This is a genomic window from Pseudomonas sp. SLBN-26, from assembly GCF_006715895.1.
Lineage (GTDB): Bacteria > Pseudomonadota > Gammaproteobacteria > Pseudomonadales > Pseudomonadaceae > Metapseudomonas > Metapseudomonas otitidis.
In genome coordinates this window covers 3,182,142-3,196,400 of sequence record NZ_VFOB01000001.1, presented here as the reverse complement: position 1 = coordinate 3,196,400, position 14,259 = coordinate 3,182,142, and the positions used below count along the sequence as shown (strand labels likewise).

The window sequence follows — 14,259 nt, the reverse complement described above, 5'->3', positions numbered from 1 at the left end:
TGCACAAACGCCACCTCGCGTGGGGCGCACTCTGTCGCCATAATCACGCGATGAAAAATCGAATCCTGCTGAACTGCGACATGGGCGAAAGCTTCGGCGCCTGGACCCTGGGCGACGACGAACACGCCATGCCCCTGGTGGACCAGGCCAACCTGGCCTGCGGTTTCCACGCCTCCGACCCCCTTACCATGCTCAACACCGTCGAACTGGCGGTGGACCATGGCGTCACCATCGGCGCCCACCCGGCCTACCCGGACCTGGTGGGCTTCGGGCGGCGGCGCATGGAGCTGTCCCCCGAGGAGGTGCGCGCCGTGGTGCTGTACCAGATCGGCGCGCTGGACGCCTTCTGCCGCGCCGCCGGCACCCAGGTCGCCTACGTCAAGCCCCACGGTGCCCTGTACAACGACCTGGTGCGCAACGACGCCCTGCTCGAAGCGGTGCTCGACGCCTGCGCCAGCTACCGCAAGGGCCTGCCGCTGATGGTGCTGGCCCTGGCCGACAACCGCCGCGAGCTGCAACTGGCCGATGCCGCTGACGTGCCGCTGATGTTCGAAGCCTTTGCCGACCGCGCCTACCTCTCCGACGGCCAGCTTGCCCCCCGGCGCCTGCCCGACGCGGTGCACCGCGACCCCGAGCAGATCATCGACCAGGCGGTGGCCATCGCCCGGGGCGAGTCCTTCCCCGACATCGACGGCAAGCCGCTGCAACTGGTGGCCGACAGCCTCTGCGTACATGGCGACAACCCCGAATCCCTGGCGGTGCTGCGGCGCCTGCGAGCCCATCTGGACGCCTCATGATCCGCCTTGAGCCGGTCGGCGCCGAAGCCGTGCTGCTGGTGCTGGCCGACACCCCGGACGACCACCTGCCGCTGCGCATCGCCCTGCTTGCCGAGGCCGTCCGCCAGCGGCTCGGCCCGCAGCTCCGCGAGCTGGTGCCGGGCTGGACCACCTTGCTGCTGCACTACGACCTGCTGCTGACCGACCCCGCCCGGCTGGCCGCCGACCTGGCGCCGTTGCTGGAGCAGTGGCAGTCTGCCCCGTCGCCTGACGAACAGGGGCGTTTGCACCGCCTGCCGGTCTGGTACGGCGGCGAGGACCTGGGCGCGGTGGCGGAGGCCTGCGGGCTGCGCCCCGGCCAGGTGATCGACCTGCACTGCGCGGTGGAATACCGCGTCGGCGCCATCGGGTTCGCCCCCGGCTTTGCCTACCTGGGCGGACTCGACGCCCGGCTCGCCCTGCCGCGTAGGGCCACCCCACGCACCCAGGTTCCCGCTGGCAGCCTGGCCATCGCCGAACGGCAGACGGCCATTTATCCACAGGCCTCCCCGGGCGGCTGGCACCTGCTGGGCCTGTGTCCGCAGCGCCTGTTCGACCCTACTCAGGCGCCGCCTTGCCCGCTGGCGCTGGGGGATCGGGTGCGCTTCGAGCCCATCGACGAAGCCACTTACCGCCGCGAGTGCGTGGCGCCATGAGCGGCCTGCGCGTCATCAAGGCCGGGCCGCTGAGCCTGCTGCAGGACGGCGGCCGGCACGGCTGGCAGCACCTGGGCGTGTCCCCCTCGGGCCCCATGGACCGTCATGCCGCTGCCTGGGCCAACCGCTTGCTGGAAAACGCCCCGACGGCGCCGCTGCTGGAGATCGCCTTGGGCGGCGTCGAGCTGGAAAGCCTCGGCGACACCTGGCTGGCCCTCTGTGGGGCGGAGCTGCCCATCCAGCTGGACGGCGTGGCGCGGCCGAACTGGTCGCGCTTCCGCATGCGCGCCGGGCAGCGCCTCCAGCTCGGCTTCGCCCGCAGCGGCCAGCGCGCCTACCTGGCCATTGCCGGTGGCTTTCGCGTCGAGCCGGTGCTGGGCAGCGTCGCCTGCCAGGCCCGCGAAGGCCTGGGCGGGCTGGACGGCCGCGGCGCGCGCCTGGCTGACGGCGACCTGTTGCCGGGCGGGGGCGGGCAGTTCGCCCGTGGCGCCAGCGTCCCCTGGCCCTGGCAGCCGGACTACCGCGCCGAACGCCCGTTGCGGGTGATGCTGGGCGGTGACGCCGCGCTGTTCGCGCCCTCCGACGTGCAGGCCTTCTTCGCCCAGCCCTGGCAGCTCAGCCCGCAATCCGACCGCATGGGTGCCCGCCTCAAGGGCGAGCCGCTGAGCCCGCCCAAGCGCCAGTGGTCCCTCGGCGTGTTGCGCGGCACCGTGCAGGTGCCGCCGGACGGGCAACCGATCATCCTCCAGGCCGACCACCAGACCATGGGCGGCTACCCCATCCTCGGCTGGCTCCACCCCCGCGACTGCGACCGCCTGGCCCAATGCAGCGCCCACCAGACGCTGCGCTTCGAGCCTGTGGATATCCCCACCGCCCAGGCCGACCTGCGCCAGTTCCGCCGCTTCTTCGAACCCGCAAAGCCGTAGTGTGGGCCGGGCGGCGTTCCGCTTCAGCCCACCATCGGAGCTACCGGCAACACCGCTGGTGTATGGAAAGAGCGTCATCCACCCTCCGCACCGACCACCCTCCGCGTGGGAGCGAATTCATTCGCGATTGGCTTGGCACCGGGACTCGCGGTTGAAACCGCTCCCACAGAAAAGCCATAGCAGAGCCGTAGGCTGTGCTTCAGCCCACCGTCCACACCTCCTGCGCCGGGCGCCGCCCGTAGGATGCGGTGAGCTCGGCGAACCGCATCAATCCCGGCTCGCCCAGGTGACGATAGGCTTCGCACAGCTCAGCCCATCCTACGGTTGCCGCAGTCGTACCCGTTGAGCACCGATTCGTAGCCGTAGCCCGGACTTCAGTCCGGGGAGGGGAGTCCCGGGCTGAAGCCCGGGCTACAAGGCTTGTGCTAGAGGGCGATGCTCTCGGCGTGGTGGCAGGCCACCTGGCGGGCGTCGAGCAGGCGCAGTTCGGGGACTTCGCTGCGGCAGCGCTCGGTGGCGTGGGGGCAGCGCTTGTGGAAGGCGCAGCCGGGGGGCGGGTCCAGCGGGTTGGGCAGCTCGCCGACGATCTTGATCTTCGGTTTGGCCGGGTCCGGGTGGATCGCCGGGGTCGCCGAGAGCAGGGCGCGGGTGTAGGGGTGCAGCGGGCGCTCGTAGATCAGCTCCTTCGGCCCCATCTCCGCCGGGCGGCCGAGGTACATCACCAGCACGTCGTCGGCCACGTGGCGCACCACGGCGAGGTTGTGGGAGATGAACACGTAGCCGGTGTTGAAGCGCTCTTGCAGGTCCATGAACAGGTTGAGCACCTGGGCCTGGATGGACACGTCCAGCGCCGAGGTGGGTTCGTCCGCCACCAGCACCTTGGGGTTGAGCATCATCGCCCGGGCCAGGGCGATGCGCTGGCGCTGGCCGCCGGAGAACATGTGCGGGTAGCGCTGGTAGTGCTCGGGGCGCAGGCCCACCTGCTGCATCATCGCCTGCACCTGCTCGCGGCGTTCGGCGCTGGAGAGTCCGGTGTTGATCACCAGCGGCTCGGCCAGCTGGTCGCCGATCTTCTGCCGGGGGTTGAGGGAGGCGTAGGGGTTCTGGAACACCATCTGCACGTCGCGGCGCAGCTGCTTGCGGTCCTCGCTGTTGGCGCCGGCCACTTCGCGCCCGGCGATCTGCAGGGAGCCGGAGCTGGGCTCCTCGATGAGGGTCAGGGCGCGGGCCAGGGTGGACTTGCCGCAACCGGATTCGCCGACCACGGCCAGGGTCTTGCCGGCGTCGAGCTGGAACGACACGCCGTTGAGGGCGCGCACGGTGGCGTGGCCCTTGAACAGGCCACGGGACACGGAGTAGTGACGGGTCAGGTCACGGGCGGTCAGGACGGCACTCATCAGGCCACCTCGTCGAAATTGAGCGGGAAGTAGCAGCGCACGGCGCCGTGTTCGTAGGCGTCGAGGCTGGGGCGGCGTTCCTTGCAGCTGGCCTGGGCGTAGGGGCAGCGCGGCGACAGCAGGCAGCCCTGGGGCCGGTCGTAGCGGCCGGGGACGATGCCGCGCAGGGTCTCCAGGCGCGGCTTGCCGACGCTGTGTTCGGGAATGGCCTTGAGCAGCGCCTCGGTGTAGGGGTGCGCCGGGGCGTCGAACAGGCGCGGCACGCTGCCCACCTCCACGGCCTGGCCGGCGTACATCACGCAGACGCGGTTGGCGGTCTCGGCGACCACCGCCAGGTCGTGGGTGATCAGCACCAGGCCCATGCCCTGCTCGCGCTGCAGGTTCAGCAGCAGGTCCATGATCTGCGCCTGGATGGTCACGTCCAGGGCGGTGGTGGGTTCGTCAGCGATCAGCAGCTTGGGCTCGGCGGCGATGGCCATGGCGATGGCCACGCGCTGGCTCATGCCCCCGGAGAGCTGGTGCGGGTAGGCGTCGAGGCGGCTTTCGGCGCCGGGGATCTCCACCCGCTCCAGCAGTTCGCGGGCCCGCTGGCGGGCGGCGCGGCCCTTGAGGCCGAGGTGCTGGCGCAGCACTTCCTCGATCTGGAAGCCCACGGTGTAGCTGGGGTTGAGGGCGGTCATCGGATCCTGGAAGACCATCGACAGGTCCTTGCCGACGATGTGCCGGCGCTGCCGGCCCTTGAGGCGCAGCATGTCGGTGCCGTCGAACTGCATCTGGTCGGCGGTGATCCAGCCGGGGGCGTCGATCAGGCCCATCAGGGCCATCATGGTCACCGACTTGCCGGAGCCGGACTCGCCGACGATGGCCAGCACTTCACCGGCGTTCACCTGCAGGTCGAGGCCGTCCACCACGGGCACGGCGCTGAGGTCGCCGAAGCGGACGCAGAGGTTCTTGATATCCAGAAGGCTCATGGGGGCTCCTCAGGCGGCGTTCTTCAGTTTGGGGTCGAGTGCGTCGCGCAGGCCGTCACCCATCAGGTTGATGGCCAGCACGCTGAGCAGGATGGTCAGGCCGGGGAGGGAGACGACCCACCAGGCGCGCTCGATGTAGTCGCGGGCCGAGGCCAGCATGGTGCCCCACTCGGGGGTGGGTGGCTGGACGCCGAGGCCGAGGAAGCCCAGGGCGGCGGCGTCGAGGATCGCCGAGGAGAAGCTCAGGGTGGCCTGCACGATCAGCGGGGCCATGCAGTTGGGCAGCACGGTGACGAACATCAGCCGCAGCAGCCCGGCGCCGGCCAGGCGCGAGGCGGTGACGTAGTCGCGGTTCAGCTCCACCATCACGGCGGCGCGGGTCAGGCGCACGTAGGAGGGCAGCGAGACCACGGCGATGGCGATCACGGTGTTGATCAGCCCTGGGCCGAGGATGGCGACGATGGCCACCGCCAGCAGCAGGGAGGGCAGGGCCAGCATGATGTCCATCAGGCGCATGATCGAGGGGCCCATCAGGCGCGGGAAGAAGCCCGCCAGAAGGCCCAGGAAGATCCCCGGGATCAGCGACATCAGCACCGAGGCCACGCCGATCAGCAGCGACAGCCGGGCGCCGTGGATCAGCCGCGAGAGCAGGTCGCGGCCCAGTTCGTCGGTGCCGAGCACGAAGCGCCACTGGCCGCCGTCCAGCCAGGCCGGCGGGGTCAGCATGGCGTCGCGGAACTGCTCGCTGGGGTCGTAGGGGGCGATCCAGGGGGCGAACAGCGCGCAGACGATGATCAGGATCATGAAGGCCAGGCCGCCGACGGCGCCCTTGTTGTGGCAGAAGCTCTGCCAGAACTCCTTCAGCGGCGAGGGGTAGAGCAGGGCCGGCTCGACCGGGGGCTGGGCGATGGTCATGGTCGGCTCCTCAACGTTGATGACGGATGCGGGGATTGGCGAGGCCATAGAGGATGTCCACCACGAAGTTGACCAGGATGACCAGGCAGGCGATCAGCAGGATGCCGTTCTGCACCACGGGGTAGTCCCGCGCGCCGATGGACTCGATGAGCCATTTGCCGATGCCCGGCCAGGAGAAGATGGTTTCGGTGAGCACGGCGCCCGCCAGCAGGGTGCCCACCTGCAGGCCGAACACGGTGAGCACCGGGATCAGCGCGTTGCGCAGGCCGTGCACGAACACCACGCGGGTCGGCGACAGGCCCTTGGCGCGGGCGGTGCGGATGTAGTCCTCGCGCAGCACTTCGAGCATCGCCGAGCGGGTCATGCGGGCGATCACCGCCAGGGGGATGGTGCCCAGTACGATGGCCGGCAGGATGAGGTGCTTGAGGGCGTCGACGAAGGCGCCTTCCTCGTCGGAAAGCAGGGTGTCGATGAGCATGAAGCCGGTCTTCGGCTCGATGTCGTAGAGCAGGTCGATGCGCCCGGAGACCGGTGTCCAGCCCAGCCAGACCGAGAAGAACATGATCAGCAGCAGGCCCCACCAGAAGATCGGCATGGAGTAGCCGGTGAGGGAGATGCCCATCACCCCGTGGTCGAACAGCGAACCGCGTCGCAGGGCCGCCAGCACGCCGGCCAGCAGGCCGAGGGTGCCGGCGAACAGCAGGGCGGCCAGTGCCAGTTCCAGGGTGGCGGGGAACAGCGTGAGGAACTCGTGCCAGACGCTCTCGCGGGTGCGCAGCGACTCGCCCAGGTCACCCTGGGCCAGCTTGCCGATGTAGGTGAGGTACTGCTCGTACAGGGGCTTGTCGAGCCCCAGGCGGATCATGGCCTGGGCGTGCATTTCGGGATCGACGCGACGTTCGCCCATCATCACTTCCACCGGGTCGCCTGGAATCAGGCGGATCAGCGCGAAGGTCAGCAGGGTGACGCCGAAGAAGGTGGGGATCAGCAGCCCCAGTCGGCGAGCAATGAAACTGAGCATCTCGGTGATTGACTCCTCAGGTATCACGCCCGCTTCCGTGGGTAACGGTGGGCGGGCGTCGTTCTTGTTGTCGGGTGTCGCGGCAGCGGGTGCCGCGACGGCGCCGTTACTTCACCCGGGTGGTGGCGAAGTGGTTGTTGGTCAGCGGGCTGATCACATAGCCCTCGACGTTGCTGCGGCGCACGTTGAACAGCTTAGGGTGCGCCAGCGTAATCCACGGGGCTTCGCGGTGGAAAACCACCTGGGCCTGTTCATAGAGCTTCGCCCGCTCGGCAGGTTCGCTGACGCTGCGGGCCTTCTGGATCAGGGCTTCGAACTCGGGGTTGCACCAGCGCGCCTGGTTCTCCCCCGACTCGGCTGCCGCGCAGGACAGGTTGGGGCCGAGGAAGTTGTCCGGGTCGCCGTTGTCGCCGGCCCAGCCCAGCAGCACCATGTCGTGCTCGCCGCCCTTGGAACGCTTGAGCAGTTCGCCCCACTCCAGGGAGCGGATGGTCATCTGGATGCCGGCCTTGGCCAGGTCCGCCTGCATCATCTGTGCCGCCAGCGCCGGGTTGGGGATTGTGGATGAGGTGCCATTGCGGATGAACAGGGTGATCTTCAGGTCCTTCACCCCGGCTTCGGCCAGCAGGGCACGGGCCTTCTCCGGGTCGTGCGCCCAGTCCTGCACCTGGTGGTTGTAGCCCAGCAGGGTCGGCGGGTAGGGGTTGACCGCGACGCTGGCGTTGCCGGCGCCGAACACGGCCTGGATCATCGCCTGCTTGTCCACAGCGAGGTTGATTGCCTGGCGCACGCGGGCGTCGTCCAGCGGCTTGTGCTGGGTGTTGATGGCGACGTAGGTGGTCAGCAGCGCGTCGATCTCGTCCACCGCCAGGTTGGGGTTGCTGCGCACGCCGGGCACGTCTTCCGGCTTGGGGTAGAGGGCGATCTGGCACTCGCCGGCGCGCACCTTCTGCAGGCGCACGTTGGGGTCGAGGGTGATAGCGAACACCAGGTTGTCGATCGGCGGCTTGCCGCGGAAGTAGTCCGGGTTGGCCTTGTAGCGCACCTGGGCGTCCTTGGCGTAGCGGCTGAAGACGAAGGGGCCGGTGCCGATGGGCTGCTGGTTGAGCTGGTTGGTCTTGCCGGCCTTGAGCAGCTGGTCGCCGTACTCGGCGGAATAGATGGAGGCGAAGCCCATGGCCATGTCGGCGAGGAAGGGCGCCTCGGGGCGGCTGAGGGTGAAGCGCACGGTGAGGTCGTCGACCTTCTCCACGGACTTGATCAGCTCGCGCATGCCCATGGCGTCGAAGTAGGCGTAGCCGCGCTGGGCCGACTCATGCCAGGGGTGCTTGGGATCGAGGGCGCGCTGGAAGCTCCAGAGCACGTCGTCCGCATTCAGGGTGCGGGTGGGGGTGAAGTAGTCGGTGGTGTGGAACTTCACCCCCGGGCGCAGGTGGAAGGTGTAGACGGTGCCGTCGGGGCTGATGTCCCAGCGTTCCGCCAGGGCCGGTTCCAGCTCGGTGGTGCCGGGCTTGAAGGCCACCAGGCGGCTGAACACCGTTTCGGCGGAGGCGTCGGCGGTCACCGCGCCGGTGTACTGGACGATGTCGAAGCCTTCCGGCGCGGCTTCGGTGCAGACCACCAGATTGGCCGCCTGGGCCAGCGGGGCGCCGGCGGCTAGGGCCACCAGCAGGGGCAGGGTACGGAGCGTCATGCGCATGTGAGTCTCCTTGTGGGGCGCCGCTGGGCGGCGCCCGTCTCAATCTAGAGCAGGTCGAAGGGGAAAGTGCTGACCACGCGCAGTTCGTTCACGCTGCCGTCGATCTGCTGCTTGCTGGCCTTGTGGGACATGTAGGTGACCTTGAAGGTGCTGTCCTTGATGGCCCCGCTTTGCACCTTGTAGGCCGCCATCAGCCCGTACTCGTGGTGGCGTTCGCCGTCCATGCCGCGCACTTCGACGTAGTTGCCGTAGGCGCCGTTGCGATCGCCGTCGTAGTGGGTGCCGTCGATGTCCCAGCCCTTGGCGTACCAGGCGGTGGTGGACAGGCCGGGGACGCCGAAGTAGCTCCAGTCGGTCTCGTAGCGGATCTGCGCGGACTTCTCGTTGGGGCCGTTGTAGTCCGAGAGCAGGGAGTTGGCCAGGTAGATGGCCGCCGTTTCGTGGACGTAGTCGAAGTACTCGTCGCCGTCGATCTGCTGCCAGGCCAGGGTCAGCGCGTGGGCCTGGTGGGCGAGGGTGAATGCCAGGCTCCAGGCGTTGTTGTCGATGTAGCCGGCCTTGCGCGAGCCGGTGTCGCGGGTGCGGTAGCCGTTCAGCGCGGTGCGCAGGGAGAGGTTTTCGCGGTCCCCCAGGGTGTGGGTGATGCCCAGGTAGTACTGGTCCCAGATGTCTTCGAAGCGGCCACCGTAGGCGGCGATCTCCAGGCTCTCCAGCGGCTTGTAGTTGCCGCCCAGGTAATGCATGTGCTCGCCCTTCACTTCGCGGGTGCCGTACTCGGTGGTGAAGGCTTCGTCGCCCGAGCCGGTACGCGGGCTGACGCGGCGGAAGCTGCCGGCCTGCAGGGCCAGGTTGTCCAGCTCTTCGCTGGTGATGGCGTAGCCGGTGAAGCTGGAGGGCAGGGCGCGGTTGTCGAAGTAGCTGAATACCGGGGTGTCCACCTGGAAGCGGCCGGCCTTCAGCTCGGTGTTGGAGACGCGCAGGCGCACGTTGGCGATGCCCAGCTTGGACCACTCCTCCACGCCGTGGCCGTTGCTGTCGGCCAGGGTACGGTTGCCGCCACCGCCGATGCGGCCCTTGCCGCGTTCCAGGTTGATGGCGTTGAACGCGGCGACATCGAGGCCGAAGCCGATGGTGCCCTGGGTGTAGCCGGAGCTGTACTTGAGCTGGGTGCCTTGCACCCAGGCGCGGCGGCTGTGGGTTCGCTGTGGGCCGTCATCCTTGGGGATGGTGAAGCCGAAGCTGTCCTTCATCTGCTCGCGGGCGGCGAAGTTGCGCGTGCTGAGGGTCAGGCTCTGCCCCTCGATGAACCCGGTGGCGCCGGCCTGGCCCTTCACCGGCTTGTCCACCGCCGGGATGTTCTGCACCTGGGCGGCGTAGCTGGGGTTCTCCGGCACCGGTGGCATGGGCTGTTCCTCGGCCCCTGCCGCGCCGGTGGCGGCCAGCAGGGCCAGGGCCAGGGTCGCTCGGGAATGGTCTTTCTTCATGTCGTTCGCTCCTTTGTTGTTATTGCTTCGCTTTGAAGCAAGGAGCGCTGGCGCGGACTGCCGTCGTCACCGGGCAAGCCGGTGACGTCGCACGCAAGCGCAGCTTCCTTGCGGACTCGTTGGGGCAGGTATGAAAAAAGGTCTCCTCCGCTCTGCGGCGGATGGAGAGGTGGGTCACGGAAGACCGGGGCCTGGCGGGGGCAGCCGCCAGGCCCCTGTGCTCACGGGGCGTTGGCCACGCCGTAGAAGGAGTTGGTGGAGAACGGGCTGATGCGGAAGCCCTCCACGCTCCGGCTCATGGGCTGGTAGACGGTGGAGTGGGCGATGGGGCTGATCGGCACCTGGTCGTGCAGGCGCTGCTGGGCCTGTTTGTACAGCTCGGTGCGCTGGGCCTGGTCGGTGCTGGCCTTGGCCTGCTTGACCAGCTTGTCGTAGTCGGCGTCGCACCACTTGGAGACGTTGTTGCCGTTGACCGAGTCGCAGCCGTAGAGGGTGCCGAGCCAGTTGTCCGGGTCCCCGTTGTCGCCGGTCCAGCCGAACAGCATGGCGTCGTGCTCGCCGGCGTGGGCGCGCTTGATGTACTCGCCCCACTCGTAGGTGACGATGCGCGCCTTGACGCCGACCTTGGCCCAGTCGGCCTGGATCATCTCGGCCATCAGCCGCGCGTTGGGGTTGTAGGGGCGCTGCACGGGCATGGCCCAGAGGGTGATTTCGGTGCCTTCGGCGATGCCGGCGGCCTTGAGCAGTTCCTTGGCCTTCTCGGGGTTGTACTCGCTGCCCTTGATGGTCTCGTCGTAGGACCACTGGGTCGGCGGCATGGCGTTGACTGCGAGCTGGCCGGCGCCCTGGTAGACGGCCTCGATGATGGCCGGCTTGTTCACCGCCATGTCCAGCGCCTGGCGCACCTCCACCTTGTCGAACGGCGGGTGGGTGACGTTGTAGGCGATGTAGCCGAGGTTGAAGCCGGGCTGCGAGGGCACCTGCAGGCGCGGGTCCTGCTTGAGGCCCGCGATGTCGGCCGGGCGCGGGTTGAGGGTGACCTGGCATTCGCCGGCCTTGAGCTTCTGGGCGCGCACGGAGGCGTCGGTGTTGATGGCGAAGATCAGGTTGTCGATCTTCACGTCCTCGGGCTTCCAGTAGTCCTTGTTGCCGGTGAAACGGATCTGCGCGTCCTTCTGGTAGCGCTTGAACACGAACGGGCCGGTGCCGATGGGCTTCTGGTTGAGCAGCTGCGGCGTGCCGGCCTTGAGCAGCTGGTCGGCGTACTCGGCCGAGTGCACGGCGGCGAAGGGCATGGCCAGGTTCTGGATGAAGGCGGCGTCCACCTGGTTGAGGGTGAACCTGACGGTGTGGTCGTCCAGCTTCTCGAGCTTGGCGATGTTCTTGTCCAGGCCCATGTCGGTGAAGTAGGGGAACTCGCTGGGGTAGGCCTTACGGAACGGGTGGTTCCTGTCGAGCATGCGCTGGAAGGTGAACAGCACGTCGTCGGCGCTGAACTCGCGGCTGGGCTTGAAGTACTCGGTGGTGTGGAACTTCACGCCCGGGCGCAGGTGGAAGGTGTAGGTCAGGCCGTCTTCGGAAACGTCCCAGGACTCGGCCAGCGCCGGCCCGGCGCGGGTGCTGCCGCGTTCGAACTGCACCAGGCGGTTGAAGAGGGTTTCCGCCGTGGCGTCGAAGTCGGTGCCGGTGGTGTATTGGCCGGGGTCGAAGCCGGCGGGGCTGCCTTCAGAACAGAACACCAGGTTGCTGGCGGCGGAGGCGAAGGAAGTGCCGAGGAGCAGGCCGGCAGCGAGCAGGGCCTGGACGAGGGTGTTCTTGGGCATGCGGGACCTCGATTGTTCTTTTTCTGAGGGCGTCACGGGCTCGCGGCCTTATGGACCGGGCACGTGCTCGGTACAACCCGCTGCGTTCCGGTCCCGGGGTCAGGTGGCCGGCCCTGTGCAGCGGTGAGCGCTCTGGCCGGGGCTCCTTGCCCAACGCCAAAGCGTGGCCGAAATTAAGTCATGCTGAAAAAGTGGTCAACAGAAATTAAGCAAGACTTACATTCAGGCGTCACCGAGCGTCGCATCGAGGCAATTGCGAGGGATCAGGAGGCGTTGCGGTCGTCGAACAGCGGCATGGTGGTGACGGTCAGCACCTCGGCCACGTTTTCGCCGACGTTGGCCAGGCAGTGGGTCTTGCCGGCGTCGAAGTGCACCGAGTCGCCGGCGGCGAGCGGGTACTGGCGGCCGTCGATGGTGTAGACGATCTGCCCGGAGAGCACATAGGCGAACTCCGAGCCCTCGTGGGCGATCAGCTCCGACTGGTAGCCCACCGGCATGTTCATCTTCACCGCGTTGAGCAGGTTGCCGGGGAAGGAGGTGGACAGGCGCTCGTAGGCCAGCGGCTGGCCCTCGATGGTGTAGCGCACGCGCTCGTTCTGGTGGGAGTCGGGCTGGGGCTGCGGCGGCTGGTCGAACAGCGCGTTCATCGGCACGCCGAGGGACTTGGCGATGTTGGCCAGGGAGGAGATGGACACGCCCGTCAGGTTGCGTTCGGCCTGGGAGAGAAAGCTGGCGGTGAGCCCCGATTCGGCGGCGACCTGGTTGAGGGTCTTCTTCGCGGCACGCCGGTAGCGGCGCAGGCGTTCTCCGATGCGGTCGACGGACATGGCAGGTGCTCTGGTGACGGGAGGCGGCCAGTATACCGAGCGGTGCGGCGGGCGGCAGTCCCGGCGCAAGCGCCCGGGCCACCGGCTTGTGGCCGGCGGTGGGCACGGTACCGCGCAAGGGAAGGGTGGAGCTGCCGGGCGATCGTGTCGCCGGGCCTGCGCAGCATAGTGGCTGAAGCTGTCGGGAAGCTGTCAGCGAAAGGTCGAATGGCGCGCGCGTCGTGCATCGGTGGTCATAAAATTAAGTCACACTTAAAAAATCCTTTGACCGCCTCGTTCAGCCTCCCTTAAATTCCGCCGCCGGATTGTCAGACAAGCGAGGACCACGGGATGACCAGGGGTGTAGGCGGCAGCACGCCAGAGGCGGCGCTCGCCCAGTTGCACGACATGACCGCCGGCGCGCGGCCCATCGAGGCGGCGGAGTACCACGCACGCATCGCCCGTGCCCAGCGCTTCATGGTCGAGCAGGGCATCGGCGCGTTGTACCTCCATGCCGGGGCCAACCTGCGCTACTTCACCGGCGTGCAGTGGCACCCCAGCGAACGCCTGGTGGGCGCGCTGCTGCCGGCCGTGGGCGAGCTGGAATACCTCGCCCCGGCCTTCGAGGAAGGCACCGTGCGCGGCTTCCAGGTGGTGCCGGGCGCCATCCGCACCTGGCAGGAGCACGAGTCCCCCTACCGCCTGCTGCTGGATCGCCTGGCCGCCCTGGGCCTGGCCGACGACGCCCGCGTGGCGCTGTGCCCGAGCCTGCCGTTCTTCATGTTCGACGGCCTGCGCAATGAGTCGCCGCGCTACCGCTTCATCGACGGCGGCCGCGTCACCCAGCACTGCCGGGCCCGCAAGTCCACCGCCGAGATCGCCCTGATGCAGCGCGCCAAGGACATGACCCTGGCCGTGCACAAGGCCGCCGCCAGTATCCTCCGCGAGGGCATCACCCCGGCCGAGGTGGAGGCCTTCATCCACCAGGCCCACCGCCGCGTCGGGGCCAGCGGCTCGTATTTCTGCATCGTCCTGTTCGGTGCCGACAGCGCCTTCCCCCACGGCGTGGCGCAGCCCCGGCCATTGCGGGACGGCGACATGGTGCTGATCGACACCGGCTGCCGCCTGCACGGCTACCTCTCGGACATCACCCGCAGCTACGTCTTCGGCACCCCCAGCCCGCGCCAGCGCGCCCTGTGGGACGCCGAGAAGCGCGCCCAGCTGGCCGCCTTCGACGCCGCCCGCCTGGGCGCCCCCTGCGAAGCGGTGGATGCCGCCGCCCGGCGCTCCCTGGAAGCTGACGGCCTCGGCCCGGACTACCAGCTCCCCGGCCTGCCGCACCGCACCGGGCACGGCATCGGCGTGGAGATCCACGAAGGCCCCTACCTGGTACGCGGCGACGCCACGCCCCTGTCGCCGGGCATGTGCTTCAGCAACGAACCGATGATCTGCGTGCCCGGCGAGTTCGGCATCCGCCTGGAAGACCACTTCTACATGGCCGAAGACGGCCCGCGCTGGTTCACCCAGCCGAGCCACTCCATCGACGACCCGTTCGGGGTGGCCTGAGCCCGGCAGTGGCGTGTCCCAAGGGGATAGGTCCTCGAAGCTGCTGCGGCTGAAGCGGATCACCGCGCCACATCACCTCTTTCCCGGTTACCGCCGAGGGAGGGGGGGGCGGCGCGCTCCAGCAGGCCGACGTCCGCCGGCGCCTATAATCGCCGGCTTCGAACATGACCCCCCGCACAG

The 14,259-nt window shown here is 68.6% G+C and carries 12 protein-coding genes; 4 read left to right on the top strand and 8 right to left on the bottom strand.

Annotated elements, in window-relative coordinates:
- Nucleotides 1–50: 50 nt before the first annotated feature.
- Genes FBY21_RS14660 through FBY21_RS14650 form a run of 3 tightly spaced genes read left to right on the top strand, consistent with a single transcriptional unit; the run spans nucleotide 51 to nucleotide 2,397 of the window.
- Entirely contained in the window at nucleotides 51–797 is a 747-nt protein-coding gene (locus FBY21_RS14660) for a 5-oxoprolinase subunit PxpA (protein ID WP_044406919.1), read from the top strand.
- Complete coding sequence (gene pxpB, locus FBY21_RS14655) at nucleotides 794–1,471, top strand: 5-oxoprolinase subunit PxpB (protein WP_142011937.1); 678 nt, start codon at nucleotides 794–796, stop codon at nucleotides 1,469–1,471. Before FBY21_RS14660 ends, pxpB begins: the two co-directional genes overlap by 4 nt.
- Complete coding sequence (locus FBY21_RS14650) at nucleotides 1,468–2,397, top strand: biotin-dependent carboxyltransferase family protein (protein ID WP_142011935.1); 930 nt, start codon at nucleotides 1,468–1,470, stop codon at nucleotides 2,395–2,397. Before pxpB ends, FBY21_RS14650 begins: the two co-directional genes overlap by 4 nt.
- A gap of 425 nt (nucleotides 2,398–2,822) precedes the next feature.
- On the opposite strand, the gene FBY21_RS14645 is transcribed toward FBY21_RS14650, so the two are convergent.
- From FBY21_RS14645 to FBY21_RS14610, 8 genes are all read right to left on the bottom strand, one after another.
- On the bottom strand, nucleotides 2,823–3,794 hold the full coding sequence (locus FBY21_RS14645) for a peptide ABC transporter ATP-binding protein (RefSeq protein WP_142011932.1): 972 nt from the start codon (nucleotides 3,792–3,794) through the stop codon (nucleotides 2,823–2,825).
- Entirely contained in the window at nucleotides 3,794–4,765 is a 972-nt protein-coding gene (locus FBY21_RS14640; RefSeq protein ID WP_044406929.1) for an ABC transporter ATP-binding protein, read from the bottom strand. Before FBY21_RS14640 ends, FBY21_RS14645 begins: the two co-directional genes overlap by 1 nt.
- Before the next feature lie 9 nt (nucleotides 4,766–4,774).
- Entirely contained in the window at nucleotides 4,775–5,680 is a 906-nt protein-coding gene (locus FBY21_RS14635) for an ABC transporter permease subunit (RefSeq protein WP_044406932.1), read from the bottom strand.
- Between the two features lie 10 nt (nucleotides 5,681–5,690).
- Complete coding sequence (locus tag FBY21_RS14630) at nucleotides 5,691–6,701, bottom strand: ABC transporter permease subunit (RefSeq protein ID WP_142011929.1); 1,011 nt, start codon at nucleotides 6,699–6,701, stop codon at nucleotides 5,691–5,693.
- Nucleotides 6,702–6,807: 106 nt separating this feature from the next.
- Nucleotides 6,808–8,400, bottom strand: coding sequence for an ABC transporter substrate-binding protein (locus FBY21_RS14625; RefSeq protein ID WP_232104254.1), 1,593 nt, complete (start codon nucleotides 8,398–8,400; stop codon nucleotides 6,808–6,810).
- A gap of 44 nt (nucleotides 8,401–8,444) precedes the next feature.
- Nucleotides 8,445–9,884, bottom strand: coding sequence for an OprD family outer membrane porin (locus tag FBY21_RS14620; protein WP_044406941.1), 1,440 nt, complete (start codon nucleotides 9,882–9,884; stop codon nucleotides 8,445–8,447).
- A 221-nt stretch (nucleotides 9,885–10,105) separates the two neighbouring features.
- The gene (locus tag FBY21_RS14615) at nucleotides 10,106–11,707 is read right to left on the bottom strand and encodes an ABC transporter substrate-binding protein (protein ID WP_142011926.1); all 1,602 of its coding nucleotides are present in this window, start codon (nucleotides 11,705–11,707) and stop codon (nucleotides 10,106–10,108) included.
- A 263-nt stretch (nucleotides 11,708–11,970) separates the two neighbouring features.
- Nucleotides 11,971–12,534 (bottom strand): helix-turn-helix domain-containing protein, encoded by a 564-nt coding sequence (locus FBY21_RS14610; protein WP_044406946.1) that lies wholly within the window; start codon nucleotides 12,532–12,534, stop codon nucleotides 11,971–11,973.
- Nucleotides 12,535–12,864: 330 nt separating this feature from the next.
- Between FBY21_RS14610 and FBY21_RS14605 the strand changes: the two genes are divergently transcribed.
- Entirely contained in the window at nucleotides 12,865–14,079 is a 1,215-nt protein-coding gene (locus FBY21_RS14605; protein ID WP_142011923.1) for a M24 family metallopeptidase, read from the top strand.
- Nucleotides 14,080–14,259: the final 180 nt, after the last annotated feature.

What these genes read in the sequence shown, in the direction of transcription:
- FBY21_RS14660 (WP_044406919.1), top strand. Translation starts at nt 51, where the DNA reads ATGAAAAATCGAATCCTGCTGAACTGCGACATGGGCGAAAGCTTCGGC.
- pxpB (WP_142011937.1), top strand. Translation starts at nt 794, where the DNA reads ATGATCCGCCTTGAGCCGGTCGGCGCCGAAGCCGTGCTGCTGGTGCTG.
- FBY21_RS14650 (WP_142011935.1), top strand. Translation starts at nt 1,468, where the DNA reads ATGAGCGGCCTGCGCGTCATCAAGGCCGGGCCGCTGAGCCTGCTGCAG.
- FBY21_RS14645 (WP_142011932.1), bottom strand. Translation starts at nt 3,794, where the DNA reads ATGAGTGCCGTCCTGACCGCCCGTGACCTGACCCGTCACTACTCCGTG.
- FBY21_RS14640 (WP_044406929.1), bottom strand. Translation starts at nt 4,765, where the DNA reads ATGAGCCTTCTGGATATCAAGAACCTCTGCGTCCGCTTCGGCGACCTC.
- FBY21_RS14635 (WP_044406932.1), bottom strand. Translation starts at nt 5,680, where the DNA reads ATGACCATCGCCCAGCCCCCGGTCGAGCCGGCCCTGCTCTACCCCTCG.
- FBY21_RS14630 (WP_142011929.1), bottom strand. Translation starts at nt 6,701, where the DNA reads ATGCTCAGTTTCATTGCTCGCCGACTGGGGCTGCTGATCCCCACCTTC.
- FBY21_RS14625 (WP_232104254.1), bottom strand. Translation starts at nt 8,400, where the DNA reads ATGCGCATGACGCTCCGTACCCTGCCCCTGCTGGTGGCCCTAGCCGCC.
- FBY21_RS14620 (WP_044406941.1), bottom strand. Translation starts at nt 9,884, where the DNA reads ATGAAGAAAGACCATTCCCGAGCGACCCTGGCCCTGGCCCTGCTGGCC.
- FBY21_RS14615 (WP_142011926.1), bottom strand. Translation starts at nt 11,707, where the DNA reads ATGCCCAAGAACACCCTCGTCCAGGCCCTGCTCGCTGCCGGCCTGCTC.
- FBY21_RS14610 (WP_044406946.1), bottom strand. Translation starts at nt 12,534, where the DNA reads ATGTCCGTCGACCGCATCGGAGAACGCCTGCGCCGCTACCGGCGTGCC.
- FBY21_RS14605 (WP_142011923.1), top strand. Translation starts at nt 12,865, where the DNA reads ATGACCAGGGGTGTAGGCGGCAGCACGCCAGAGGCGGCGCTCGCCCAG.